21 protein-coding genes and 1 pseudogene are annotated in these 26674 nt (G+C 60.5%); 7 read left to right on the top strand and 15 right to left on the bottom strand.

The window, feature by feature from the left end; genetic code table 11:
* Positions 1-41: 41 nt before the first annotated feature.
* The gene (locus E4191_RS16930) at positions 42-1592 is read right to left on the bottom strand and encodes an ABC transporter substrate-binding protein (protein WP_228461821.1); all 1551 of its coding nucleotides are present in this window, start codon (positions 1590-1592) and stop codon (positions 42-44) included.
* A gap of 32 nt (positions 1593-1624) precedes the next feature.
* Positions 1625-2389 carry a class II aldolase/adducin family protein gene (locus tag E4191_RS16925; protein WP_139615660.1) on the bottom strand — a complete coding sequence of 255 codons (765 nt, stop codon included), beginning with the start codon at positions 2387-2389 and terminating at the stop codon, positions 1625-1627.
* Between the two features lie 179 nt (positions 2390-2568).
* Here E4191_RS16925 and E4191_RS24745 point away from each other — a divergent pair.
* The 4 genes and pseudogenes from E4191_RS24745 (at position 2569) to E4191_RS16900 (ending at position 5126) form a co-directional block, all read left to right on the top strand.
* A pseudogene (locus tag E4191_RS24745) lies at positions 2569-3093 on the top strand (ADP-ribosylglycohydrolase family protein).
* 40 nt (positions 3094-3133) lie between these two features.
* Positions 3134-3328 (top strand): hypothetical protein, encoded by a 195-nt coding sequence (locus tag E4191_RS16910; RefSeq protein WP_139615657.1) that lies wholly within the window; start codon positions 3134-3136, stop codon positions 3326-3328.
* An 848-nt stretch (positions 3329-4176) separates the two neighbouring features.
* On the top strand, positions 4177-4440 hold the full coding sequence (locus E4191_RS16905; protein WP_139615656.1) for a hypothetical protein: 264 nt from the start codon (positions 4177-4179) through the stop codon (positions 4438-4440).
* A complete protein-coding gene (locus tag E4191_RS16900) occupies positions 4437-5126 on the top strand; it encodes a nucleotidyl transferase AbiEii/AbiGii toxin family protein (RefSeq protein WP_228461819.1) in 690 nt (229 codons plus the stop codon). Before E4191_RS16905 ends, E4191_RS16900 begins: the two co-directional genes overlap by 4 nt.
* 151 nt (positions 5127-5277) lie before the next feature.
* On the opposite strand, the gene E4191_RS16895 is transcribed toward E4191_RS16900, so the two are convergent.
* The 6 genes from E4191_RS16895 to E4191_RS16870 are packed head-to-tail and all read right to left on the bottom strand — an operon-like array spanning position 5278 to position 11298.
* Positions 5278-6594, bottom strand: coding sequence for a TRAP transporter large permease (locus E4191_RS16895; protein ID WP_228461817.1), 1317 nt, complete (start codon positions 6592-6594; stop codon positions 5278-5280).
* Entirely contained in the window at positions 6591-7190 is a 600-nt protein-coding gene (locus E4191_RS16890; RefSeq protein ID WP_139615655.1) for a TRAP transporter small permease subunit, read from the bottom strand. The genes E4191_RS16895 and E4191_RS16890 overlap by 4 nt, the downstream gene beginning before the upstream one ends.
* Positions 7191-7248: 58 nt before the next feature.
* Positions 7249-8265, bottom strand: a complete 1017-nt coding sequence (locus tag E4191_RS16885) for a TRAP transporter substrate-binding protein (RefSeq protein ID WP_139615654.1) — start codon at positions 8263-8265, stop codon at positions 7249-7251.
* A 14-nt stretch (positions 8266-8279) separates the two neighbouring features.
* Positions 8280-9329: an L-idonate 5-dehydrogenase gene (locus E4191_RS16880; RefSeq protein WP_139615653.1), complete on the bottom strand. Its 1050-nt coding sequence runs from the start codon at positions 9327-9329 to the stop codon at positions 8280-8282.
* Positions 9329-10096 (bottom strand): SDR family oxidoreductase, encoded by a 768-nt coding sequence (locus E4191_RS16875; RefSeq protein ID WP_139615755.1) that lies wholly within the window; start codon positions 10094-10096, stop codon positions 9329-9331. The genes E4191_RS16880 and E4191_RS16875 overlap by 1 nt, the downstream gene beginning before the upstream one ends.
* Positions 10096-11298, bottom strand: coding sequence for a mandelate racemase/muconate lactonizing enzyme family protein (locus E4191_RS16870; protein ID WP_139615652.1), 1203 nt, complete (start codon positions 11296-11298; stop codon positions 10096-10098). Before E4191_RS16870 ends, E4191_RS16875 begins: the two co-directional genes overlap by 1 nt.
* Positions 11299-11565: 267 nt before the next feature.
* Between E4191_RS16870 and E4191_RS16865 the strand changes: the two genes are divergently transcribed.
* The 3 genes from E4191_RS16865 (at position 11566) to E4191_RS16855 (ending at position 14185) form a co-directional block, all read left to right on the top strand.
* Positions 11566-12231: a FadR/GntR family transcriptional regulator gene (locus E4191_RS16865; RefSeq protein ID WP_176562781.1), complete on the top strand. Its 666-nt coding sequence runs from the start codon at positions 11566-11568 to the stop codon at positions 12229-12231.
* A gap of 682 nt (positions 12232-12913) precedes the next feature.
* Positions 12914-13192 carry a hypothetical protein gene (locus E4191_RS16860; RefSeq protein ID WP_139615650.1) on the top strand — a complete coding sequence of 93 codons (279 nt, stop codon included), beginning with the start codon at positions 12914-12916 and terminating at the stop codon, positions 13190-13192.
* Positions 13193-13246: 54 nt separating this feature from the next.
* Positions 13247-14185: a DUF481 domain-containing protein gene (locus tag E4191_RS16855; protein WP_228461815.1), complete on the top strand. Its 939-nt coding sequence runs from the start codon at positions 13247-13249 to the stop codon at positions 14183-14185.
* A 1940-nt stretch (positions 14186-16125) separates the two neighbouring features.
* On the opposite strand, the gene E4191_RS16850 is transcribed toward E4191_RS16855, so the two are convergent.
* The 7 genes from E4191_RS16850 to E4191_RS16820 form a co-directional block, all read right to left on the bottom strand.
* Positions 16126-17676 carry a phospholipase D-like domain-containing protein gene (locus E4191_RS16850; protein WP_228461824.1) on the bottom strand — a complete coding sequence of 517 codons (1551 nt, stop codon included), beginning with the start codon at positions 17674-17676 and terminating at the stop codon, positions 16126-16128.
* A 203-nt stretch (positions 17677-17879) separates the two neighbouring features.
* On the bottom strand, positions 17880-18461 hold the full coding sequence (locus E4191_RS16845) for a TetR/AcrR family transcriptional regulator (protein ID WP_139615647.1): 582 nt from the start codon (positions 18459-18461) through the stop codon (positions 17880-17882).
* A gap of 419 nt (positions 18462-18880) precedes the next feature.
* On the bottom strand, positions 18881-19993 hold the full coding sequence (locus E4191_RS16840; RefSeq protein ID WP_228461813.1) for a polysaccharide biosynthesis/export family protein: 1113 nt from the start codon (positions 19991-19993) through the stop codon (positions 18881-18883).
* 93 nt (positions 19994-20086) lie between these two features.
* On the bottom strand, positions 20087-21424 hold the full coding sequence (locus E4191_RS16835; protein WP_228461811.1) for an efflux transporter outer membrane subunit: 1338 nt from the start codon (positions 21422-21424) through the stop codon (positions 20087-20089).
* A 44-nt stretch (positions 21425-21468) separates the two neighbouring features.
* Positions 21469-24579, bottom strand: a complete 3111-nt coding sequence (locus E4191_RS16830) for an efflux RND transporter permease subunit (RefSeq protein WP_139615645.1) — start codon at positions 24577-24579, stop codon at positions 21469-21471.
* Between the two features lie 6 nt (positions 24580-24585).
* On the bottom strand, positions 24586-25875 hold the full coding sequence (locus E4191_RS16825; protein WP_139615644.1) for an efflux RND transporter periplasmic adaptor subunit: 1290 nt from the start codon (positions 25873-25875) through the stop codon (positions 24586-24588).
* A gap of 187 nt (positions 25876-26062) precedes the next feature.
* Entirely contained in the window at positions 26063-26542 is a 480-nt protein-coding gene (locus E4191_RS16820; protein ID WP_139615643.1) for a hypothetical protein, read from the bottom strand.
* Positions 26543-26674 lie beyond the last annotated feature (132 nt).

The following is a 26674-nucleotide window of genomic DNA, read 5'->3' as shown; positions in this document are numbered from 1 at the left end:
GACAAGACGGCCCGAGCGGGGCATAGCCCCGCCCGGCGATGTCACTGTTCGATCCAGGCGTCGCGCAGTCCATCATTGATGCCGATGCCGGTGGTCACCAAATCCTTGACGTTGCAGCGGTGGATGGTGGGAAAGCCCAGCTCCAGCAGCCATGCCACGGGCATGTCCTCGACGATAGTGTTTTGGATCTCGGTGTACAGCGTCTGGCGTTCGTCATCCGACGCGCTGAGCGCGGCCTGATCCCATTTGGCATCGACCTCGGGGTTGCGATAGCCCGCGACGTTGTTCCAGGGCGAGCCCTTGGCGATGTTGCTTTCCACATAGGTCCGCGACACGCCCAAGGCCGGGTCGCCGTACTGATAAAGATAAGTGAAGGCCAGATCGAAATCCCAATCCGCGACACGCTGGTTCCATCCCGCCACATCGGTGGCCACCAATTCGACATCAAAGCCGACCTCGATCAGGTTTTGGCGCGTGGCCTCGGCCCAACGTTGCCATGTCTCGCCATAGGGCAAGGGAAGCAACTGCAGGGTTTCTCCGTCATAGCTGGATTGTTCCAGATACTCGCGCGCCAGCTCCGGATCGAAGGCAATGGACGGCGTGTCGGGTTCGTAGAAGCGAGTCGAGGATGACACCGGACCCGTCGCCAGCTTGCCCAACCCGTTCCACAGCGCGTCCAGCGCAAATTCGCGGTCCAATGCATGCATTACCGCACGACGTGTATTCGGATCGGCCATCGGGCCTTCGTGGTTGTTCATCCACATCCAGCTGTGCGGGCCGAAATATTCCCAACCAGCTTCGGTCACGCAGGTATCGGGTAGTTCGGACAGACGCGGCACATCGAAATTCTCGACCGAGCCGCCATGCAGCACATCCACCGTTCCGGTCTCATAGGCCACGGCGCGCGACGCGCCATCAGGGATGACGTGGTAATAGACCTCGTCCAGATAGGGTCGGCCATCCAAATAGTAATCCTCGTTCTTCACCAGATGGATGAAGCTGCCTCGACGCCACTCCTGAAACTTGAACGGACCGGTGCCGATGGGCGTGTTATTCATCTCGTTATTGGCGAAATCGGTCCCCTCATAAATGTGGCGGGGGATGATCGGCATGGTTCCAGCTTCAAACGTGCCAAGAAACGGGCCGAAGGGTTCGGTCAGCGTAAAGACGACGGTAGCGTCATCGACGGCCTCGATGCTGTCCACATATTCGAGCGTAGCGCGCAGGCGGGGATGAGTTTCGCGCAGGAACACGTCGGCGGAAAAGACCACGTCATGGGCGGTGAAGGCCTCGCCATCGTGCCACGTCACGCCGTCCTGCAGATGGAACGTATAGGTCAGGCCATCCTCGGACACCTCCCATTCGCGCGCCAGCGACGGCATCGGCTGCAGGTCGGTGTCATAGCGCAGCAGGCTTTCATAGATGTCGCCCGCGACCATCTGCGTGGGGCCGTTCTGCACCAGTCCCATCATCAGGCTGGGCGGTTCCGGCTGGATGACCAGATTGAGCGTGCCACCGGATTGCTGGGCCAGCGCAGGCGCCGCCGTCAGAACGGCGGCAAGCACAAGCGGGGTTATCACCTTGTTCATCATGTCACTCCTTGTTGGGACGGGCCCGGTCCGGCTTATGCTGCCAGATCCGGGTATTTTTTCAGCGCCAGGCGGACATACGCCTCCCATTCGGGGTCTTTGCGGGTGGGATCGCCGCGAAACGCGGTCATCTTTTCGTATTGCCCGGCCGTGAACTCGGCCAGGTCATGCGGCACCGGGCGGGGCGTCCCACCCGAGGCCGACAGGATGGCCAGCTGCGCACGGCAAGTGCGTTCCAGATTGTACATCAGCGTGAACGCCTCGCCCACACTCGCACCTACTACCAGCAGGCCATGATTGCGCAGGATCATCGCTTTGGCATTGCCCAGATCGGCGACCAGCCGTTCCCGTTCGTCCAGATTCAGCGCAATCCCTTCATAGTCGTGATAGGCTAGCCGGTCATAAAATTGCAGCGACCACTGGTTCAGCGGCAAGACCCCCTCCTCCATCGAGGAGATAGCGACGCCCGCCACGGTATGTGTATGCACGACGCAAGCTGCATCAGGGCGGGCGGCGTGGATGGCGCTGTGGATGGTAAATCCCGCGGCATTGATGCCCGCACCATAGCTGTCGCGCAGGATCTGGCCTTCCAAGTCGACACTCACCAGATTGTCGGCGGTGACCTCGTCAAAGCGCAAGCCATAGGGATTGATCAGGAAGGCTTCGTCCCCCTCCGAGCGGGGTGCTCGGGCGGAGATATGGGTAAAGATGCTGTCATCCAGCTGGAAATGCGCGATCAGCCGATAGGCCACGGCCAGATCGCGCCGTTCAGTGCCGTCAGGGGTTTGGGCGGGAGGCATGCTTTCTCCTTACGTGGGCGTCGCATCAAATGCTTTTCGCGCCTGACGTTGCGAAAGGCCTATTCAACCTCGCGAGCAATGGAAGCCGTCGTCATGCGTATCTGCATAACAAGACTAGGCGCGTGTGGCTCTGGTCACAAAGAGCCATTCTTCCGGGGTCGCATAGCTAAAGGCTATGTGTGCAGAGTTTGCCCCGCACCGCCATCCACCAACATTATGGCCAGATCACCGGGTTCGTCGCGCCCTGCAACGGGCATCCGGTCTTGTATGGGCCGATCGCGGGACAGGTGACCGACGACACCGAACAATGCCTCCTGCTGGCGCGGCGGCTGATCGCCGATCCGGTCAGTTTCGACGATCTTGCCTGGGCTAGCAATTTGATGGCATGGGAGGCGGCGATCCGCGAACGCGGGCTGCGCAACCTGCTGGGGCCATCGTCATAGGCCGCGCTGGAGGCGCTGCTGTCGGGCGCGTCACCCGAAGAAACAAGCCATCGCGGCGGCACCAACGGGGCAACGATGCGGATCGCACCGGTCGGGATCACCACCCCGCCCGATCCCACGCGGATCGTGGGCCGCGTCGCGATGACCTGCCGCGTGACCCATAACACCGGAGAGGCCATCCTAGGGTTGTGCAATCCGACGCATCCGGTCGGCTGCTCCAACAACATCGGGTCAGTCATTCCGGGGTATCCGGTCAGCTGAGGATCTTTGCCGCATAGGCATGGCTTTGATGTGAGGCGCTGTGACTTTCGTCAAGATTTTCGGTGGGATCACCCAGATTGTCGCGCTACAGCTGGCCCTCTTCGCCAATCTGGTCAACTTCAAATTCGGTCGACTAGACCCGTCGTTGGACTACATCACCGAAAAGCTCCGCCGGTTGCGCGATGCTGTTGTGCAGGCGTTGAAGGCGCTGCGCGATCGCGGCTTTCTGGACTAATTGCGCCGCTTCGAGCCTGTGCCCAATGACGGACGAGGGCCGCAGGTCCGACAGGTCAGCAATGCCTATCGTCTGTCAGCGACGAAGCGCGCTCTGGCGCTTCTCGGGCGATGGGCTGGGCGACCAACTGCGCCGGATGATGACCAAGCTGCCCGCGCAGATCGCACCGCTGTGGAAGCCGAGCACGTCGCCACGCTCGATCTGGCCGAGTTCGCCACGTTCAAAATCGAGGATTCAGGACTTGCGAAGGCTCTGGCCCAAGATGGGGAAAGCCGTAAGTTTACGCGAGTCTACCAAGCGGACTGAATCCAAATCTATCTCTCGTTCTTATGCAGGGTCATGATGCGGACGCGGCGCACCGGGCCGCTATCGCGCCCCTGCGGCGCTTCCGAGCCGTGAAAGATGAGCCGGGCAATGGCATCCAATCGACTACAGAACCAATCCGCAGTTCCGGCGGAACTGCTGCATGGCTATGGGAAACAGCCTGTGGAAGCCGTGGAGCGATGCAAGCACGTTTCAATACAGGAAGCGCTGAATGAGCAGGATTTTCGCAATCGCCGCACTGCGTGGCGCGCTGGTAGGACCGGGCTTTGCCAAGGGCGATGGGTACCACCAGACTGCGCTGCATGTGTTGCAGATCGTTCAGCTCATACAAATTATACGTGGAGGGCATCTTCTTCACCAGAGACTATCGGAGCGCGCCTGCGCGCGGCACCCGGCAGCCTTTTGTGAAATGATGTTTTGGGAACCCGTTCAGCGAACATGATGTTTGCTCAGCAAATGGGATGCCGATTGATTTTTTGTGTGACATCATTTACACAAGGGCGTCTCCAACAAGGAATAGTCAGGTGACACCTGTTGCGTCAAAAGTCCTCGCCACTGTCAACGCGCCCTACAGCGTGGCAGTGACGCCTGAGGAACTAGCAGAAAAGCTCGCCGACATGGGAAGTGCTTCTTCTTTTGACGCGGCAGCTTTTGCTTTCCTGTCCGAGGTCAGCCCGACGTTACAGGCACAGTTTATATTAGAGATGGGTGTCGAAAGAGCGTCCGTGTCAGAGGTTGCGAAAGCCTATTCCGAGTTAGCGGGCTATTTGCTTCCGCTGGCGGCTTGATCACCCCGCCAACACCGAGCCGTTGGTCTGATCTTTTCGACGAGGCACTACGCATCATCGACCAGGCTAATGACAGCGGAATCGACATGCATGATTGGAGCTTTGGGGGCGGCACCGCGCTCATGCTTCAGATCGGTCATCGCGATAGCCATGACATCGATATCTTCATCTCGGATCCGCAATACCTTCCATACCTCAATCCTACCATTCAGGAATATGACCTTGACCTCGAGCCGAGCAGCTATGAGGGCGACGGTACTCGGGCCCTGAAGATCATCTTTGATGGGGTCGGCGAAATCGACTTCATTAGCTGCGCGGCTGTCACCGATGCGCCTACGGAGAATATTGACGTTCGGGGGCGGTTGGTAGCCCGGGAAGTTCCAGGCGAGATCCTTGGCAAAAAGCTGGTGTTCCGGGGATCAGCACTGCAGCCCCGTGACATGTTTGATATCGCTGCGGCAGCTCAAGTACTGGGTGAAGAAAAGATTATCACCGACCTTTCGCAATTCCATGATGCAGCGAAGACAACCCTTGAAGTCGTCCAGAAAATGGATCCCGACTTTGCAGCGGCAATCATGGAGCGCCTCATGCCATGTGAGGGCTTTGAGCAGCTGCACAAACATGCTCATGGCATCACCCGCCGGATTCTTGAATCTGTACTTGAGCGGGCTGAAAGCTTGGCTTGATGTGAATCAGGTGATCAGAGCTAGACTTTAATTTCGATCATCTCAGTTCCAAACGACTGAAGCCGGTGGACATCGACGTAAGGTGTTCCGCTCGTCGAAGCAAAAGGACGTTCCATATGCGTCGTTATTTTTGTTTTGTGGCCCGTGATTGTCAGTACACAGCGATCCAAGGGAACGCGATGAGCAGGCCAAGCGCAATAATCTGCAATCCGATGAAAGGCAGCAACGCGGTGAAAATCTCGCCCAGTGAAATCTCGGGTGGAGTTACGGATTTGAGATAGAACGCGGCGGGGCCGAACGGCGGTGTCAGGAAGCTGATCTGCATGTTCATGCAGAACACGACGCCGAACCAAACCGGGTCCAAGCCAAGTGTCTTGATGATCGGCACGAAGATCGGCATCGTCAGCAGTGCGATCCCGACCCAATCCAGAAATGCGCCCAGCACGAACAGGATCAGCATCATGATCAGCACGATCACCGTGGGGTTATCCGAGATGCCGATAATCAGGCTCGAGACGAAATGGATGCCCCCCATCAGGTTGTAGACACCCACCAGCGCGGTGGCGCCAATGCCGATCCAGACGATCATGCCGACGGTGGCCAGTGTCTGCATCGCGGAATCTCGCAGCATGGCAAAGCTGAACTCACCGCGCAGGACGGTCGAGGCCAGCACGCCGGCGACCCCCACTGCCGAGGCCTCGGTGACCGAGGCGATGCCGCCATAGATCGAGCCCAGGACGACGAACACGACCAGCAGGGGAAGCGCCAGCCCTTTCAGCAAGCGGCGCTTTTCCGTCGCCGGAATAGGTGTCAGGTCGGGCATGGGAGCAATATGGTCGGAGGTATAGGAGCGGATCAGGACGTAGGCGATATAGAGACCCGCCAGCATGAAACCCGGCAGGAAGGCGGCTGTGAACAGATCGCCGATCGAGACATTCGCCGTCAGCCCGTAGATGATTAGCACAATGGAAGGCGGCACCATCGATCCGAGCGCTCCACCCGCGCAGACCACCCCTATTGCCAGTTTGCGGTCATAGCCCTGTCGCAGCATCTGTGGCAGGGCGATCAGGCCCAAAAGCACGATCTCTCCGCCGATGATGCCTGACATGGCGGCCAGGATCACGGCGACAAAAATCGTCTGCACCGCAACTCCGCCCCGGATGCGACGTCCGACCAGCTTCATCGCGTCGAACAGGTCCCGTGCGATGCCGGATCGGTCCAGAAGCGCAGCCATCAAGACGAACATCGGCACTGACACGAAGACGAAACTGTCCACGAAGGTATAGATGCGGGAGGCGATCAGCGGCACCGCCATCGCGCCATATCCCAACAGGGCAAAGGACAGGGCAACCAGCAGCGTTACGAGGGCCAGTGGAAGTCCGGTCAGAAGCAGCGCAACCAAAAGGCCGAACATCATCAGGGTGGCGGGGCCGATCCCAATGGCAGCCAGATCCAGAACGGCATTCACAGCGGATCTCCTTGCCGAAAGCGGCGGGCATGATTGATGGCTAGGATCAGGAATTGCACCGTCAAGGCCAGCATGACGATCAGCAGGAAGGTCTTGATCAGCGCCGGCGTGGGCGGGTTCCAGCTTGACCCCGAACGTTCGGGGCGGAACTCTCCGCCCGGGGTGAACAGCGCGCGATCCGCCATGGTCCAGGCCGCATAAGCGAACATTGCCGAAGAGAGCGCCGAGACGGCGGCGATCACCGCCTCCAGCCCGCGCCGAGCGCGCCCGCTCAGCATGTCATAGACCAGGACGACGCGGATATGGCTGTTGCGCGACGCGCAGAACAATCCGCCATACAGAAACGCCAGCGCACACAGCGTCGTCGTCGTCTCGTGCGCCCACCGGGTGGGGGCGTTCAGGACATAGCGCAGGAAGACCTCGACCAGCAGAATCGCAGCGGCCACCACCAGACCGGCGGCAAACAGATAGCCGCCGCGAAAGATCCAGCGGCCCAGCAGCCCGGCCTCGGGCATGGCACCGGTGATCCCTTCGCGGATCTCGGGCGGGACCGGCACGCCGTCGGGCAGCACGGTCGGGGGAACAGAGGGCTTCATCGGGATCTCCTTCGCCGCAAACGGGAACCGGCGGGACGCGCCCGCCGGTCCGGATGCCTCAGTCCATCAATCCGCGGTCGCGCAGATGGGCGGTCAAAGTGTCATAGACCTTCTGCGCCATGGGCGATTGCGAGGCCATCTTTTCCCATTCGCCACGTGCAATGTTTCGGAACTTGGCTCGTTCCTCGTCAGACCAGTCATGGACGGTGATTTCGCCACCCGCACGGGCGGCCTCGACCGCCTCAAGGTCACGCTCCATCAAGGTGCCTACCTGATTTTCTTGGAACACCTTGACGGAGGCGGTCAGCGCCTGCTGCAGATCCTCGGGCAAGTCGTCCCATTTCGCCTTGTTCATCGACACCTCGACCAGCGGCAGCGAATGAAAGCCCGGATAGACCGGATGGCGCGCAATATCATTCATGCCCAGTTCTTGGTTGACCGAGAACACCGAATAGTCGGCGGCATCGATCACGCCCTTGTCCAGCGAGGTGAACACCTCGGAGGCGGGCAGGTTGACAGGCGCGGCACCCGCTGCCTGGAAGACATTGGCGATCAGCCCCTCGGGAGAGCGGACCTTGACGCCCTGCAGATCTTCGACCGAATCCAGCGGCACGCGGGACACGAAGGCCTCAAGCCCCGGGGTCGAGACGCCGATGAACTGCATCCCGAAGGGGTTGTTCAGTTCGTTCATCAGTTCGTATCCGCCGCCATTCTCGACAAAGTCGATCATCTGCTCAGGCGAGGCCCAGGCCCCGACAGGGTTGGCGATCAGCCCGAAGGCCGGGTCGCGGCCAGCGAAATAGGACGTGTCGGTGATATGGCCGTCCAGAAGGCCCGCGCCGACCGCATCCTGCGTCTCGCGGTAATCGACAATCGAGCCGACGGGCAGCAGTTCGATGGCCACGCGGCCCTCGGTCATCTCGCTGACGGTGTCGGTCCATTCCTGCTGGAAGATGAAGTTGGGGTTGCCCGCCGGGTCCGATGACTGAAAGCGAAAGCTGAAGTCCTGCGCCGCGGCGGCGCCGGTCATCAGAGCAAGTGCGGCCACGCTGTGGCCAAGTGTGGTGATTTTCATCAAGGTCTCCTCCCTTATGTGAAATCGGTATTGGCAAAGTCCAGTTGCACCTTCATCGCCCCGCCCCCCGCGGCGGCGGCGAAGGCCTCGGCGGCGCGGGCCGCCGGAAAGACCGCGGTGACCAACGGGGTCACGTCGATTTGCCCCCCGGCAATCAATTGCGCGGCCTGCGCAAATTCGGCGTCGAAGCGAAAGCTGCCCAACAGACGCAGTTCCTTGGTCACGACCAGCGACATGGGCAGCGCAGGCTCGGCCCCCAGCCCAAGCGCGACCAGCGTACCCGCCGGGCGCAATGCCGCGCAGGCCGCGTGCAGGGCGGCCTCGGCGCCCGAGCATTCGACCGCCAGATCGACCTTGCCCCGATCTGCCTGCCACGGTGTCAGCACGTGGGTCCCTGCCGTCAGATCAAGGCACTCATCCGCACCCATCCGCCGGGCCAGGTCCAGCCGGTCGGGGGCGATGTCGGTCACTAAGATCCGTCCCGCTCCAGCATGGCGCGCGACCGCCACCGCAAGGCAGCCGATCGGCCCTGCGCCAGAAATGAGGACCGTCTGCCCGGTGATGTCGCCCGCCTGACCGATCGCGTGCAGGCAGACGGCCAGGGGCTCGGTCAATGCGGCCTGCGCCAGATCGGTGCCGGCCGGCAACCGCACGGCCTGCGCCGCAGGCACGGTCAGCACGCTGCGGAACAGCCCCTGTTCGTGCGGGTCGCGCATGGCCGAGCCGCTGAAGCGCATATCCGCACACAGGTTGGGTTTCCCGGCATCGCACCAGGCGCAGCGCCCGCAAGGTCGCGAGGGGTTTACGGCAACCGGATCGCCCGGCGCCAGTCCCTCCACTCCCGGCCCGACGGCAGCGATGGTGCCGCTGACCTCATGGCCCAAGGCCATCGTCTGGCGCACCCGGACCGTGCCGAAGCCGCCATGGCGATAGTAATGCAGATCGGATCCGCAGATGCCGCCATGGCTGACGGTCACAGCAACCTCGCCGGGGCCCGGCGCCGCGGGAATGTCCAGCGTCTCGACGCGCAGATCGTGCGGGGGGGAAATCGTGATGGCGATCATCACAGCACCGAAATCATGCCGCCATCGGCATAGATGATCTGTCCCGAGACATAGTTCGACGCATCCGAGGCCAGATAGATTGCCGTGCCTGCCAGCTCCTCGGGCAGGCCCCACCGGCGCATGGGCGTGCGCGCCTTGACCCAAGCGTCGAAATCGACGTTCTCCAGCAGCGCCTTGTTCATGTCGGTGATCATGTAGCCCGGCCCGATGGCGTTGGCCTGAATGCCCTTTTCGCCCCATTCGGCTGCCATCGCCTTGGTCAGCATCTTGATGCCGCCCTTGGCGACCGTGTAGGGCGCGACCGTCGCGCGGGCGAGTTCCGAGGTCAGCGAACCGATGTTGATGATCTTGCCCCGTCCACGGGGGGCCATCCGCTTTGCTGCCTCGCGTCCGATGATGAAGGCCGAGGTCAAGTTGATCTCGATCACCCGGCGCCAGTCGGCACTGTCCAGCTCCAGCATGGGCCGGCGGAACTGGATGCCGGCGTTGTTCATCAGGATGTCGACCTCGATCCCCTCAGCGTCCAGACGGTCGAAGGCCGCGACGATGGCCGTCTCGTCTGCGACGTCGAAGGCAAGCGTCTGCACGTCATGGCCTGCGGCGCGCATCTCAGTCGCGGCGTCGTCCAGCCGGTCCTTGTCCTGCCCGTTCAGGATCACCCGCGCGCCCGCGCCCGCCAGCCCTTCGGCAAAGGCGCGGCCAAGTCCCCGTGAGGATCCGGTAATCAGTGCCGTGCGTCCGGTGAGATCGAAAAGGGAAAGCGACATCATTCAGCCTCCGTCAATCTTGTGCTGAGGTCAGATCGTTCGAAGAAGTTGGGGAGCAATTCGGTACCCAGTCCCGGCCCCTCCATCGGTTGGACATGCCCGTCCGCGATCTGGGGCACGTCTGTCACCAGTTCCCGATACCAGCCGTCATAGAAGGCGCGCACGGATTCCTGGATCAGGGTGTTTGGCTGGCTGAAAGACATGTGCACGGCCGCTGCAAAGCCCACCGGGCCGATGCAGTCGTGCGGCGCGAAGGGGCGGTGATACAGATCAGCCATCGCGGCGATCTTGCGCCCCTCAGTCAGCCCGCCCGTCCAGCACAGATCGGCCATCACCACATGGCAGGCGTCGCGGTCCAGAAACTCTTTGTAGGCAAAGCGTGTGCCTAATGTCTCGGACGCGCAGGTCCACACATCGGTCGACGCGGCAAATTCCGCCAGCACCTGCGCGTTGGTCATGCGGATCGGGTCCTCGTACCAGGTGGGCTCGAATGGCTCCAGCCAGCGGGCAATCTTTTTGGCCATGGGCAGGTTCCACAGCGAATGCAGCTCGACCATGATCTGCATCTTGTCGCCCACGGCTTCTCGGATCAGCTCGAACGGGCGGATCGCAGCCTTCAGTTCGTCGCGGGTGATATGCATCCCCTTGTTCGCCAAGGCCGCCGGGTCGAAGGGCCAAATCTTCATTGCGCCGATGCCGTTCGACAAAAGATCCTGTGCCAGATCGCCGGCCCGCGACATGAAAGCGTCGAGATCCTCATGCGGGCCGTCCTGACCATCCAGGTTCCACGTGTCCACCGGCCGGATGCGGTTGGTACGTACATAGCGGGTGCCGGCGCAGGTGTTGTAGATGCGTAGCCGGTCGTGGCACAGGCCACCCAGCATCTGATGAACCGGCTGGCCGCACAGCTTGCCGAAGATGTCCCACAGCGCAATGTCGATGGCCGAACAGGCCCGGTGTTCCACCCCTGTCGAGGCCTGTGCCATCGGCAGGTTGAGCATCTCGCGATGCAGCGCCTCGATCTGCAACGGGTCCTTGCCCACAAGACGCGAGGCCAGAGTGTCGTGGATATGCGCCTCGACCGCGGCAGCGCCATAGAACGTCTCTCCCAGTCCGGTGATGCCGGCATCGGTGTGGACATGCACCCACAGAAGGTTAGAGAATTCTTCGGCGCGGAAAGTCCTGATGGCGGTGATCTTCATGTGCAATCCAGTTTGTTGCCCGAACCCCTGCGAGGTAGCACTCGGACACGTTGCTTTGGCCGGCGAACACGGCGCCGAGTAACGAGTTTTAAGGCTGAATACCCTGACGACACTCTCCCCATGCCGTATTTGATAGCGCTCAGACAAACGATTTTGCTACATTGAGTCAACCCAAAATATGGAAATTGTATGTCTAAAAGTTTAAAACCTGTCTTACAATCTGGCGAAGTCGCGTTCGCTCTGGATCCGTCCCTGGTCAACCGGACCATGGACGGCATCCGCGCGCTCATCCGTGCCGAAAGATTGATGCCCGGTCAGACTCTGCCCTCGGAAACGAAGATGGCTGCACAGTTGGGCGTTTCGCGCCCCGTCCTGCGTGAGGCGATGCGGGGTTTGGCAACGTTGCAGATCCTGGCCATCGGCAATGGCCGGAAGGCGCGGGTGGCAAGCCCCGATGCCAGCGCCTTGGGACTGGTTCTGGATCATGCGTCTTATACGGGCGGGGTCAGTATCCAGCAAATCTTGGATGTCCGCCGCACACTGGAGATGCGCACAGTCGAACTGGCAGCGCTGCGCCGGTCTGACAGAGAGGCCGGCGAGCTGTCGACGATCGTTGACAGCATGTTTGCCGCGCTGGAGCGCGACCACAGTCAGATCCAGGAACTGGACATCCAGTTTCACGAAGTGATCGCAAGGGCCTCGGGCAATCCGCTTTATTCTCTGCTGATCGAGAGTTTCCGGGTGATCACGCGGCAGACCTGGGCGATTGGCTGGCGCTCTCGATCAACTGACGAAAATCGTCTCGACAACATCCATTGCCATCAGCGGATCGCCCGCGCGATCCTGGACCGCGACGCTGCCGCCGCCCAGGCTCAGATGGATGCGCATTTCCAAAGCGCCATGGCTGTCCTTCTGCGCGCCGGCATTGTCTGAGATTACATGAAGATCACCAGGTAACTGTGCCGACAAGATCCATCCACCCCAGGTACGAAACAGAGAGCTGACCGTCCTGAGAACCCTTCGACGGCGGTTTGCGAAGAGACACTTCGATCAATCCGATTGCGCTGCGGCTTGAGACATGGCCGAGGCTGTGACGGAGCGGTTTGACGGTGCGCCAGTCGGCGAGCGGCGCCGTTGGTCAGATGAGTTCAAGGAGAGCCGATGACGTCTGCAAGGACCTGCCCGGTGCCGACGGACGGAAGCTGGTCGATGTCGCCGACGATCAGAAACGCTGCCTTGCCCGGCACGGCCTTCATCAGCTGCCATCGCCTCGTAAGGCTCAAATGGTTGCCACTGAAACGAGAGGCAGTCCCTATCAACATTGTGGGTTCGAGCAATATTAGGATACAAAACAGGCCTCATTGGAAACCATTTGATACCGTGCAGACGAATGCCGGACACGCAGGGCCTATAAGCAGGGCGTCGATACTCGGACCGCCGAAAGGAGACGTACTATGAAGAAAATGCCTCTCACCTCTTCTGTTTGGACAGGGAGGACACGATGCACTTTCTAGGCCGCCTCGTCACAGCTGCAACCCTTACGATCTCAACCGCGTCGGTCAGCCATGCTCAGCCTCAGCGCCTTGAGACATGCCCGCCCCAGAGTATGTCGTGCATGAAGTCGGCCGATATTGCCTCGGCTCCTGCCTCTGAACGAATTAGCCACCAAGGCAGGCAGCGGCAGGACGTCTCGCAGCGAAACGAACCCTCCACGCCACGTACCGGTGAGAGCGGCAAACAGGGCCAACCGTTCAATCAGGCATCGGAAAGTGGCTTCGACAGGCCGCCGCAAGGGCAGGAATATCGGGTGGTCAATGACCATCTGGTCCTCGTCGACACCAGCAAGTTCAGGATCGTAAAGGTCCTCGGTTTGCTGAACAATTTGACCGACTAAAATTCCGCTTCCGCAGTCAAGAAACATAGCACTCCTGAGGACCAAATGAGAAAAATGACTCTGCTGACCAGTACCGCTGCAATTGTAATCGCGCTCGCGGTTCCGGCATTTGCCCAGTCTGAAATTGCAACCGGCGCGGATGCAACCGGCATTTCAGGGATCGACGACCGCATCACTGACATCGAGGATGATGTGACTGACCGCTTCGAGCGCGATATTGACCCGGACCGCTTTGGTCCGGCGGATCGTCGGCAGGGGCTATTTGGCACAATGTCGTTGAGTTACACTGGCCGCACCGGGAACACAGAGAACCAGGATCTGGCGATTGCCGGTCGGGTGAACTTCAATCAGGGCCAGATTGCACAAAGTGTCGGCCTTTCCTTAGAATTTGGTGAGGATGATTTCGGGAATAAGGATCAGGAAGACGTCAAAGCGATCTATGATGCGCAGTACTATTTCAATGATCAGTTCTACGCTTTTGCACTCGGCCGTATCAGCCAAAACGGCCTGGTCGACGGCGTTCGAAATAGCGACGCGCAATCTGACGAAGATTATGGCGCCGAGTTTTCGGACTTTCGTCGAGACGCCTTTTTGGGCTTCGGTCCGGGCTACCGTGTGATCAATACGCCAGATACGACTTGGAGGGTCCAAGCGGGTGTCGGCGTTCGTTATACTGAGACTGGTGAGGCCTATGCGGGTGCCACGCTGATCGACGGTGTTTTGGTCGCATCGGACGCATCCTCCAATACCGAAACGGGCTATATCGCTTCGTCGCGCCTTTATCATCGCTTCAATGAAAACGTCTTCCTCACTAACGACACAGACTATTTGGGTTCAAAGGACTCAGACGACGTCATCTCGAACGAGTTTGGCGTGAATTTCCAGATTTCGGAACAGCTGGCAACTCGCGTCAGCTATACGACCGAGTATCAGGAAAATCGCACCATCCGCACCGACAACACGGTCGGCGTGGCCGTGGTCTACGGGTTCTGAGTATTCGCTTTCAAAGCACATCCTTAGGAAGGGCGGCCTGAGAGCCGCCCTTTCAGCAGGGCGGCTAATATCCCAAAAATATTTTTATCTTATTCGATTGTTGCCGACATCTATATAGACTCGGTGAAGGCGTCTGCCCTTAGCACACTGCACTCGTTGATAGTGCCCGCTATCCATCGCAAATACACTAGTTAGGCCAGGGTGACGCGTGGGCGAGTAACCTTCGACTGAACGCGTCGAAACAGTCAGCGTGCCATGTGTTAGTCAAGGTGGTGTAATGCCCGAGGTATTTAGAAATACTTAATAGATTAGAGTATACATCCTCCGTGGCCTTGAAGGGGCGTGCGGGCTAGATGCTACCAGCATCTTACCATCAAAGGTGATCAGCGCCGAAGCTGTAGGACATATTCTGCCTACTATCCGCCGGGCATATAGCCAAGATGATGTCGATATCTTGGCCGATCCCTTTGCTTTGGGACAGTACACCCGTCTAGCGATCTGACGAGGGGGGGACCTGGACCATGCTGACGACTTCGTATTTTTTGGTCAAAGGGTTTAGCACAAATAGTTTGTCGCCGCGAATTTCAAGCGCAAGAATTCCAACGCCTCGAAATCTATTGAGTATCGAAAGCATATTATCGGTCATATCACGGGTAATTTCTGCTCTGGTGGTATCGCCAATTTGCGGACCTGATAGCATCCTGGACACGCCTTTCTGAAGAACTGAAAGCCCGGGGGGCATCAACTTGCAAACTGCAGGGTTCAAAAAAAACTGAGAATATATCCTTAACTTTTTACTAACTTAAGTAAAAATAAGCCCACAACAAATTGCGGCTTATTGGCTAAATAATCTGGCTGGAACGGATCTATCTCGTCCGTTGTTTGGCCATCGGCCGTAACGCTGGACGAGATAGACCTCACCGGTTCTGCACTCATGGCAGGCGAAAAATTCAGCTTGGAACTTAACTAAACAAGGCTGACATTTAAAGACGTGGTTTCCGAAAATGCATCCCCCCGAACCCTTGGAAGTTACCGATCCGAGGGAGATGGCGGCGTTGGGCGTGGGCCGCGATCATCCCTATCCATACTGTCAGCGCCAGGCCCCTTTATCCGTGGGTGGTCTGGCCCGCCAGGGCCGGGCAGTGCCACGAGAGAGGGCTCTATCGCAGCAAGCCGAGTGAGCTGTGCGCTATCAAGTGTGGTGCGCAGCTCGGCGATGGCTTCCTGAAGATCGCGTGCCGTTTCTCCACGCGCGATGACATCATTTGCCAACCGCTCTGAAAGCAGTGGTGGGGTCGTAGGCGCGTTCTCACCCTGTTGCGGATCTTCTTGGTTCTCGCCACGTGCCGGCCCACCCTCGGGCGGCATGGGCATCGGACTGTCGAAAAGACCAATCAACGATGACGTGTAGCGCCGCCACGCGTCTTCCTGATCACTTCTGATCCCCACATAAACCTCAAGGGCCGAAAGCCTCGCGGCGATCTCAAATCCCATCGGCACCCCTGGGCGGTCTGACCGTACGCCGGGACGATCGAAGTGACGTTCGACGCCGGCCACGCCCTGGGCACGTCGGTCGCTGCGCGGCCCGGTGCGATGTTCACCCGGCGGTTCGTCCGCGTGACCAAAACCAGCCGGAGCACTGTGGGAAACGGTGGGCATCGCAAGTAACGAAGTTGCAGTTACAAGAGCAGCTGCCAGACTTCCAAGTTTTAAGGAGTGATTTCTCATCTCTGTGTCCTTCAAGGCCATCGTGTACCCAAGAAACTTAAGCCTGTCGCATGTCTCGCGTTGGTCTGGGACGTTACATACGTTTTCTCATATCCAGTTTTTTGTGAACGAACTTTGCTCTGAGGCGCTGACCTGCCCCCTGACAACCGCAAGATTGCAACGCTCACGGCATACGGCTTGGATTGGGTCAAACATTCACAGGAGCAGAGTGATCAGAGGAGCCATTCGATCGGTAGCAAGCCCATGGCAAGCACAAGTGCCCGGGAGGTGGAAGTCGTGCCCGGCTCCTTATGATAACGGACCCATTGCCCCGCAGCGGTCAGCGCGTCCCAGACCAAAGACCCGTCGGCAATCAACTGTGGGCGATAGCTCGCCGTTGCCGATGTCCTTGCAAAAATGACTGTCAACTCGTTTGCGACCGTATCATCCTCGATAAGGACTCCCATTTCCGTATTCAGAAACAGCGATCTTGGGTCAAAGTTGAACGATCCTATGAAGACGGTTTCTTCGTCCACGACGAGAGTTTTTGAATGCAAGCTGGCACCCGACGATGCGAGCGGCAGCACTGTATCTGGTTCGGCATAGGCGGTGACAGACGATTTTAGTTCAAACAACTCCACACCCGCCCTCAGGAGTTCAGGGCGATACTTAACGTAAGCACTATGAACGACCGTGACATCCGTCGCATTTTGAGAGTTTGTCAGGATCCGTATTCGAGTTCCGTTCGAGGCGAGATCCGCCAGCGTTTCGGTAAACTGTTTACCCGGAACAAAATAGGCGGAAACGAGATCGATTGAATTTACAGGGTGATCAAGGAGAGCCACGAGCTGAGGAAACAACAAGCTCCCCGCACGTGCCTTTCCCATTCCTTTTGCCGGGTCGTCTGAGACAAGGGTCACCTTGGCCCAGACAAGGTCCAATCGTCCCGCAGCTATTCCTTTCGCGATATCCGAGCTTCGGAGGTGTTCAGCGTATAGCTTTCCTTCAATTGAGCTTGCTGCGGCCTCGGCATCGACATTTAATTGTTCCAGTGCTTTAACCGACGCAGCCGGAAGAATACGGTCGGCCGGATGCGCCGAGAGGCTCGACCAGTAGCGGTCGAAGTCTTCTCCGACAGCCGCGGCCGCCCTGCCGGTGACAAGCACATCCGTGTCGAGATAGTGTATACCGTCGCCGAAGCCGAAATATATGTCACCCACATTCCGGCCGCCCAGCACGCTGACTGCGCCATCTGCTGTGAGAGACTTATTATGCATGCGTCGGTTCAATCGGAAAAAGTCGAAGGCATAACCTAGCTGCTTCACACTCCGAAAGATAAATGGGTTGAAGAGCCGGACCTCGACCAGGGGCAAGGCGTCGAGTGCTGCAAGATCGGACTCCAGATCAGGAACTCCGTTATCGTCGAGGAGGAGCCGGACGCGGACACCCCGCTGCGCGGCGCGTCGAAGCTCATCAAGCAATATGAGCCCGGTCGCATCGCGCTCCCAGATATAATATTGGACATCTAGTGCGACCTGAGCCGAACGGATCAGCGCAATGCGGGATGCAAAAGCATCGGGTCCTTCGATCAACGACAGCACGCCGGACATCTGGTTGTCGGTCCCCGGGGGAACGACCGCCAACTGGCCGAGCGCGGTTATATCCGAGGCCTCGACGGCCTGGCTTGACGTTCTTCCTTGGAGCGACGGCGGACGATACGCGATGTGCGCAACAAAAAGAATGATAGCGACAAGATCCAGAACGTAGAAAATCTTTCTGAGCACAATCAAAACCGCCTTCTACGGGTTATTTGCCACAATCAGCATCCGTGATTGTCTGCCCGGGGGCAGAATAATATTAATGGGTTCAGATAAGCACACACAAAGAGCAGCTTTTACGTCTGCCCGCTAACGCGCCCCAAGGCGCGATTATGTCGAGGGTGCGGCCTCTCAGGATCGGCATAAACGCTGTAAATACAGGCGTTCAGTTACCGCAGCAAATCTCCGACGTGAGCGAGCATATGCTCAACCATCTGCGAAATATCTTTCAGGGTCATCGCTTCGTCGGCAGCCCATACCCGAATTGACCTTGAAAGCGCGCCCGTTGTCAGCTGTGCGACCAGCATCGCCTCAGATCGGCGCTCCGGACCGAGCCTTTGTTCCAGAAGCTGACCGATAATGAGCGCGATAGTGTTCATCGAATTATCAATGAGCGCTGACAGCTCTGGCGTGTCATGGCAGATCTCCTCGACCATGCACACGACGTCCCTGTCGAGGTGCATTTGCCCCAAGATTGAGCCGACAAGGCGCGCAAGATCAGTGGTCAGAGACCCGTCTAAGAGACGCGGCCACCTGATACAGACGCAACCCAGTTCCGGGGTTTCACCGAGGATTGCCGCCTGCTTATTCGGGTAATAGTTAAAGAAGGTGCGTGGACTTATGCCCGCCTCCGCAGCAATCAAATCTGTCGTCACGTTGGCATAACCAACGCTCAAGCATAATCGAAGCGCGGCCAGCTGGATTTCTCGGATGGTCTGGAGCCGCCGGCGTTCTCGTAAGGTCGCAGTCATTGGATAAGAGCCTCCAATCTGTAAGCGCACCACGCGCGAAAAATGGGTAAAAACCGCCGTTTTACGCCGCGAAAGTTTGATCCACGAAAGCGCTCGAATGAGTAAAGGCCGCCATTATCGTCACTGCCCCGTTTGACGCGTGCATCTTTGGAGAAACGTGATTTTAGGCGATCTGACATATTCATAGCCTGACCCGCCTTCTCCACCGCGCTTTGAGCCTTCTGCGCAATCCCCATGACGCGGGTCGGGCCCTGCTCCTCCGAACCAGCACCTCGCCGCATCAGGGTTCTTGAGACAACCGAAAGGCCTCAAGTCCTGGGCACTTCGGGATGATTGGCGCCAATATTTCAGCAAGCTTTCGGTGCACATGAGCCTCCGCCGCCGCATGTCTTGTCGATATCCGAACTGCCATGACGTCCTCAGTCACTCAACGACGAGATCGTGGAGGCTGCTCCGATCAATGCGCCGAGGGGCCTCTGCCACTGGGCAGCGTTGGTGACATAGACAATGTCATCGTCGCGGATGCCGAAGTTCCGGGCCAGAAACAGGCCGTTCGGGCGTGTCAGATCGAGAAGGTAGACGAAACGCTGACTTCCGGTGATCGGCTTTCCCAGAACCCGGCCAGCAACCGCTTGAGGTTCATTGCGCAGGATGAAGACACCGGCCGGATCGGCAAGCTCCGAATCAAGGCCACCCACCATTGCAACGGCTTCGAGAGCGCTGATCACCTTGTTTCCGAGAGGAACCCGGGTCTGACCCCCGACTGCGCCGAGCGCGATGAAGCTGCGGACATCTTCGTCGACGACAATAAGGTCGCCCGCCTGAAGTACGATGTCATTGTCAGGGCTTCCATAAAGGTCTTCGAGCCAGATCTTGCCGCTGTCAGCACCGCGTTTCACGGTGACAGTCGCCACGTCCGGTTCGACGATCACGCCCCCCGCGCGGGCGAGCATCGTGGAAAGCGTCCGCGTCGGCCGCTCGATCGGATAGACACCTTGGCCCCCGACCCGACCCATGACCGATACCGTGGCCCCATCGCCGGCGACGCGCTGAACAGTGACCTGAGGGTCGGGCGTTTGGGCGCCGAGACGTTGGGTGACAAGGTCACGAAATTGGTCTGGGGTCTTGCCAGCCGCGAGAAGACGGCCGGCATAGGGAACGAACACATATCCATCACTGTCGACCTGAACCTGGGTCAACGCCGATGACCGTGCTCCTGCCGAGGTCAGCACACCTTGGTCGACGTTCTCCCAGATGGAGAGCCCCAGCATGTCGCCGGCGCGGATCTGATCCGCACCCAGTGTGCCGACATTGCGAAAATCATTCGAAAACCCGTAACCCGTGGCGACAGCCGTTGCTCGGGTGACGTGGTTATTGACGTGAATGATGTGAGCGTTCCCACCGTTTTCGACGGCGCCGCTCAGGACTTGCGTCCTGTTCGGGCCGGAGCCGGCCGGGGAACAGGCCGACAGAAATCCCGCGACGATGATCAGCAGACCTGCGCGGGTCGCTGCCTTGGATATATATCTCACTGCGTCTCTCCTACCCCTATGCAGGAGCATGTGTTCCAAAAAAATCTGGTGTTTCAGACCGGGGGATGATGGCCGGTCAATCGCGCAAGAATGTCAGTCGGCGATGCGCGCGACCGCTGCGCCCGCGCCCGTGGCGATCTGCAGCGCTGCCCATTCGGCGGCCGCATCATTGCGCGCCGAGGCGGCCTGCAACCGTGCCGATGCCCGCTGGCGGTCGGCATCGAGCAGGTCGACCAAGGGGAGAGCGCCAGCCTCGAAGTTGGTCCTCGCCAGATCATAGGCCCGGTCATAGGAGGTTGCGGCCTCGTCCAGCGCGGTGACTCGCTGGCGCAACCGGCGCAGGTTCGACTGGCTGGTCTGCACGTCCTCAACCGCTGCCGCGACAGACGCGCGCCATGCCAGATCGGCGGACCGCGCCTCGGACAGGCGGCGGGTGCGGGTCGCGGCCAGCACGCCCTGCCCCGCCACCGGCAAGGACAGGCGTGGGCCAAAGCTCCAGCCCTGCGTACCGCCGGAGTCACTGACCGTGCCCGACAGCGACAGCGAGGGCAGCATGTCCGCTGTGGCCACACCGACCTCGGCCAGGGCCTGTGCCAGATCCTGCTGGGCTGCGCGAACATCGGGGCGGTTGCGCAGCAGATCGGCGGGCACGCCGGTGCCGGGACCCGGCGGGATGCGCAACGCCCCCGATCCGGCCTGCATCTGCGCCATCAGCGGTCCGGCCTGAAGGTTCAGCAGGGTGGACAGGCGATAGACCTGGGCATTGAACTGCGCCTCGTAGCTGGGCAGATCAGCCTGTGCTGTTTGGAGCAGCGCCTCCGTTTGGGCGATGTCGTAATCGGTCGCCAGACCCAGGGACAGCATGTTGCGCGTCACCTCCAAGGTGCCTTCCCTGGCGCGGATCGTTTCACGCGTCAGAGCCAGGGCCTGTTGATTAAAGCGGGCGTCGGAATAGGCGTTGATGACTTCGGCCAGCCAAGCCAGTCGCGTGACCTGCACTTCCGCCTCAGCCGAGGCATAGGCCGCACTGGCACCTTCACGTGCCCGCCGGGCGCCGCCGAACAAGTCGAAGACGAAGCCGGCCGATAGGCTGGAGTTGCTCGTGTAGCCGGTGGCCTGGTCTTCCCCTCCTGATCGCACACGACTTGCAGAGGCGGAGTCGCCGGTGATCTGGGCGGCGAGAGGTTGGGTTCCCTGCAAGTCGGCGGCGGCAGCGCGGATGCGTTCATTGGCTTGAATGATGTCGAGGCTGGTCTCCAGGCCACCTGCGATCAGCCGGGACAGAGTACGATCCTGATAGCCCGACCAGAAGGCATTGGCGCCCACCACACCGACCGTGCCGGAGGCCCCTTCGTCAAAAGCGGCCTGAACACGGGTCTCTGGCAGGTCGGACGGGTTCGGCCCTACAGCCGCGCAGGCTGTGATCATCATGAGGGCGGTCAGCGACAAGACGCCTCGGGGAGAATAGAGGAAGGTCACGAGTTCATTTCCTTTCGTGTCAGCAGTGCGCGCAGCTTCAGAACGGCAACATAAAATGCGGGCACCAGAAAGATGCCGACGACGACCGACAAGGTCATGCCTCCCAGCACACCGATGCCAATCGAGTTCTGGGCCCCGGCCCCGGCGCCGGTTGCGATGGCCAGTGGCATCACCCCCAGCATGAACGAGAAGGCGGTCATCAGGATCGGGCGCAGCCGCTGGCGGGCCGCGATCAGGGCGGCCTCGACGACTGATTTTCCGTCGTGGACCTGTGCCTGGGCGAATTCGACGATCAGGATGGCGTTGCGGGCCGCAAGCCCGATCGTCGTCAGCAAGCCCACCTTGAAGTAGACGTCGTTCAGCTGCCCGAACCACAGCGCGGCCGCGAGTGCCCCCAAGACCCCCACCGGCACGGTGAGCATGACTGCCAGCGGCACGGCCCAGCTTTCGTAGAGCGCCGCCAAGGCAAGAAACACGACCAGCGCCGACAGCGAGAACAGCAGCGGGGCCTGGCTGCCCGACAGGCGCTCCTGATAGGACAGGCCTGTCCAGGCGGTGCCATAACCACCGTCCAGCTCGCCCACCATTTCTTCCATGGCGTCCATGGCTGCCCCGGAGGACACACCCGCTGCGGCAGAGCCGCTCAACTCCATCGCCCCTGTTCCGCCATAGCGGGCAACGGCCTGTGGCTCTTGTTGCCAACTCTGGCTGGAGAAGGCGCCAAAGGACACCATCTCGCCCTGATCGTTGCGGGCATACCATCGGTTGATATCCTCGGGCTGGGACCGGGTCTCGGCCTCGCCCTGCACGATCACCGGGCGCAGGTCGGTGCCCAGGGCAAAGTCGTTCACGTCGCGCCCGGCGAAGATCACCGACAACATGGCGTTGACCTCGTCGATGGACAGGCCGAAGGCGGCAGCCTTCTGCTGGTCGATGTCCAGCTGCAGGGCTGTCTGGGTCGCGGCCTCGTTGCCACGCAGCCCGGTCACCCGACCATCGGCTTGAGCGGTGGCCACAAGCTGGTCTGCGGCCGCGGCCAACTCCTCTTGTCCCGCGCCGCCCTGATCGACCAGATACATGGTGAAGCCTTCCGAGGTGCCCATGCCCTGGATGGCCGGCGGCTGCAGCACGAAGATGTTGCCCTGCCGGTTGGTGGTGAAGAAATGGCCGTTCGCGCGGCCCACCAGCGCGGCGACGTCCAGACCCTCGCGGTCGTCGTAATCGCGCAGCTTGACGAAAACCATGGCATTGCTTTGGCTGGTCCCGCCGAAGCTGAAGCCAAGCGCGGCAAAGACCGATTCGACCGTTTCGGACTCCTGCGTCAGCATGTAATCTTCCACTTTTTCGACCAGAGCCTGGGTTTGCTGAGTGGTCGATCCATCGGGGCCCTGGATGATGATCATCGCCACGCCCTGGTCTTCATTGGGCAGGAAGGATCCCGGCAGGCGGTCGAACAGGGTCAGAACACCGAAGCCGATGACGACCAGCACCAGCAGCATGCGCAGCGGACGCTTGACCATCCGGGTGACCACGGCGACATAGCCGGTGTTGACCCGGTCCAGATTGCGGTTGAACCAGCGCGCCGGCGCGATGCCGCCTTGGCCGTGCTTGCGCGGCCTGAGAAGGCTGGCACACATGGCGGGCGTCAGGATGACGGCGACGCCCAGGGACAGCACCATCGCGGTGATGATGGTGACCGAGAATTGCCGGTAGATCACCCCGGTTGCCCCGCTCATGAAGGCCATCGGAAGGAAGACGGCAACCAGCACCAGCACGATGCCGATCAGGGCTGAGGTGATCTCGCCCATGCTCTTCTCGGTGGCCTCGACGGGGCCTAAGCCCTCTTCCTCCATCACCCGCTCGACGTTTTCCACCACGACGATGGCGTCGTCGACCAGCAGGCCGATGGCCAGAACGAGGGCGAACATAGTCAGCGTGTTGATCGTATAGCCCGCGACCGCCAGCACCGCAAAAGTGCCGAGAAGCACGACAGGGATCGCCACGACCGGGATGATCGTCGCCCGCCAGCTTTGCAGGAAGATCAGGATCACCAGGAACACCAGCACCACGGCCTCGGCCAGGGTGTGATAGACTTGAGAGATGGATTCCTCGACGAAAGGCGACGTGTCATAGGGGTAGACCATGTCGACCCCGGCAGGCAGGGCGTTCACGATGCTGGCGATCGTCTCGCGCACCGCCTCGGCTGTGTCGACCGCATTGGCCCCCGTGGCCAGGTTCACCGAGAAGCCTGCCGCTGCGTTTCCATTGTAGCGCGCGGCGCCGCCATAGCTTTCCTGGCCGATCTCGATCCGGGCCACGTCGCCCAGAAAGACCGTGGAACCGTCGGCGTCGACACGCAGCAAGATGCTTTCGAATTCATCTACCGTTGTGAGCTGCGATTGCGCCGAGATCGACACCGTTAGCCGCTGGCCTTCGGCCGCAGGTTGCGCGCCCAGATCGCCAACTGTGACGTTGGTATTTTGTGCCTCGACCGCTGCCGTCACATCGGCGGGGGTGACCTGGTACTGGGTCATCTTCATCGGATCCATCCAGATCCGCATTGCATAGCCCGATCCGAAGGCGTTGATCGAGCCGACGCCAGGGGTGCGTTTGACGGGTTCCTCGATCAGCTGGGCAAACAGATCACCCAGTTGGACCGTGGAATAGCTGTCGTCCGGAGAGGTGAGGGCACCGATCAGAAGAATGGAGCTGGTCGAACGCGACACCTGCACACCCTGCTGCTGGACAACGTCGGGCAGTTGTGAGGTGACCAGTTGCACGTTGTTCTGCACCTGCACCTGCGCGATGTCGGCATCCACCGTGTCGTCGAAGGTCAGCGAGACCGAGGCCGATCCCGGCGTCGAGTTCGAGGTCATGTAGATCAGCCCGTCCAGACCGGTCATCGCATCCTCGATCACCGTGGTCACCGAAGTCTCCACGATTTCCGCCGAGGCGCCGTTATAGGATGCACTGACGTTGACCGTGGTCGGTGCGATCTGGGGATATTGCTCGATGGCAAGGCTGTTCAAGCCAAGCGCACCGACAAGCATGGTCACGATGGCGATCACCCAGGCAAAGACCGGGCGATGAATGAAGAAACGGGCCATGGTGGGTTACTCCGTCGCGGGCGCGTCGGCGGGCGCCCCGGTCGGCGTCCCCCCGGGGGTTGCATTGTCGGCAGGCGCGTCCGAGGCAGGTGCTGCTGCCCCTCCGGCCTGTGCTCCAGTAGGAGGGACGCCTGCAGCTGCGCCCCCTGCAGGCTCCGCTTCGCGCACCACACCCGTGTCATCGAAAGAGACCGGAACACTGATCACGTCCATCCCATCGGCCAGACCTGCCAGCCCGTCGACCACCAGCATGTCGCCATCTTCCAGCCCCCCGGTGACGATCCACTGGTGCTGATAGGTGCCTTCCTCGGTCAGCTGACGTTGCGCAATCGTACCATCCACGACGACCCAGGCTGAAAGAGTGCCGATCTTGTCCCGACTGGCTGCCGATTGTGACACCAGGATGGCCGATGTCATTCCCAGCTCGATCTGACCGCGCAGGAACATGCCCGGCAGCAGCAGATTGTCGGGATTATCGAACCGGAACCGGGTGTCGATCGACCCCGTGGAGGTCGAGACCGTCACCCCCGGCGCCACCAGTTTGCCCACCGCCTGATATTCGCGACCGTTTTCCAGCGTCAACGTCGCGTTCAGCTGGTCATTCATGCGCAGGCTGCCGTCGTTGATGTCGTCCAGCACACTGAGAATTCGCGAGGAGGGCTCATACATGTCGACCTCGATCGGATCCAGCTGGGTGACCGTCGCCATCGCATCCGATTGCCCTGCGGTCACCAAGTCGCCGACCGACACGTCCGAGACGCTGGCAATGCCCGAGATCGGACTGGTCACGGTGGTCCATTCCAGATCGGCCTCCGCCAGGGTCAGGTCGGCCTCCGCCGATTGCTGAGCCGCCAGCGCCTGATCCAGCGTGGCCCGTGCTTCTTCGACCTGTGACTGGGTCGTTCCTGATCCCTGCAGCTGTTCGGTGCGGTCAAACGAGGATTGCGCTTGCGTGACCTGCGCCCGGGCCGAGGTGACTTCCGCCTGTGCAATGGCCAGGTTGGCCTGATAGGTTCGGTCTTCGATGCGAAACATTGCCGTGCCCGCCTCGATCGGCTGGCCGGGTCGATACAGGATCTCGGTGATGATGCCGCCCACGCGGGGGCGGATCGCCGTTTCGGAGGCGGCAACTGCCCGACCGGGGAGGGTCACCCGTCGCGGAACCTCCTGGCTGGTGACTTCGACCACGCCAACCTGCTTGGGCGGCATTTGTCCCGGGCCTTGGGCAGCCGCCGAAAGGGTGGTGAGCATGGCGGCCGCCATGACGGCGCCGGTTACAAGGCTGGTTTTACTCATGGTCTGGGTTCCTGGTCCTTCGCCCCGCAGATGCTCGGGCGGGCGGCTGTCATTGTTGGGTCGGTTGAGACCTCGTCACCACCACCCGGCACCCCGCAATCGGGCATCTCGGGCATGCAGGACGGCACACTCGTCTCTGCGAATGTGCCGGAGGTGCCTATCAGAAGCGCTCTTCCAGAAATCCGATCTAGCGCATCAAGCTATTCAGCAGACCGAGAACGGTCACGATACGCTGTGTCCTGCTGTCGACCAGCACCAGATGCTCGTTCACGATCCGGTACTCCTGGCCGCGCGGCGGGGCGTTGAAGCGGCTTCCCGGGGCACGCTGGAACGGCTGCCCATTCTGGGCGATGGCGCCGGCCTGGGGCAGTGGACGGTTATCCTGCCGGCGGGGAGCGGCCTGTGGCGCCGGACGGGTGTCTTGCCTGTGCGGGGTCGCCTGCGGGGCGGGGCGATTGTCCTGTCGCGCCGGGTTCGCCTGTGGTGCAGGACGCTGCTCTCGTTCATTGCCGCGCCGCTCGGGCGCCCGGGCATCGTCTGGCCGGGCGCAGGATTGTTCGCCCCGCGGACAGCCGTCGGTCGCTCTGGGCTGTGGCTGTGCCTGGCTCAGAGACACGCCCGACAGGGTGATGGCGGTTGCAGTGGCAAACATGATCAGATGACGCATGAAAGATCTCCTGAGGGGAAATGATTGGGGATAGGTCGACGTCTAAGTGGGTTTGAAAAGCGATCAGCGTCTCGGGATCGGCTGGCCGCCGCGTGCCGCAGGCTGCGGCCGCGACCGGCCGGTGCCGTCACG

It is taken from the genome of Paracoccus liaowanqingii, assembly GCF_004683865.2.
Classification (GTDB): Bacteria; Pseudomonadota; Alphaproteobacteria; order Rhodobacterales; family Rhodobacteraceae; genus Paracoccus; species Paracoccus liaowanqingii.
The sequence above is the reverse complement of the archived record's forward strand: the minus strand, read 5'-3'. Positions and strand labels throughout refer to the sequence as shown.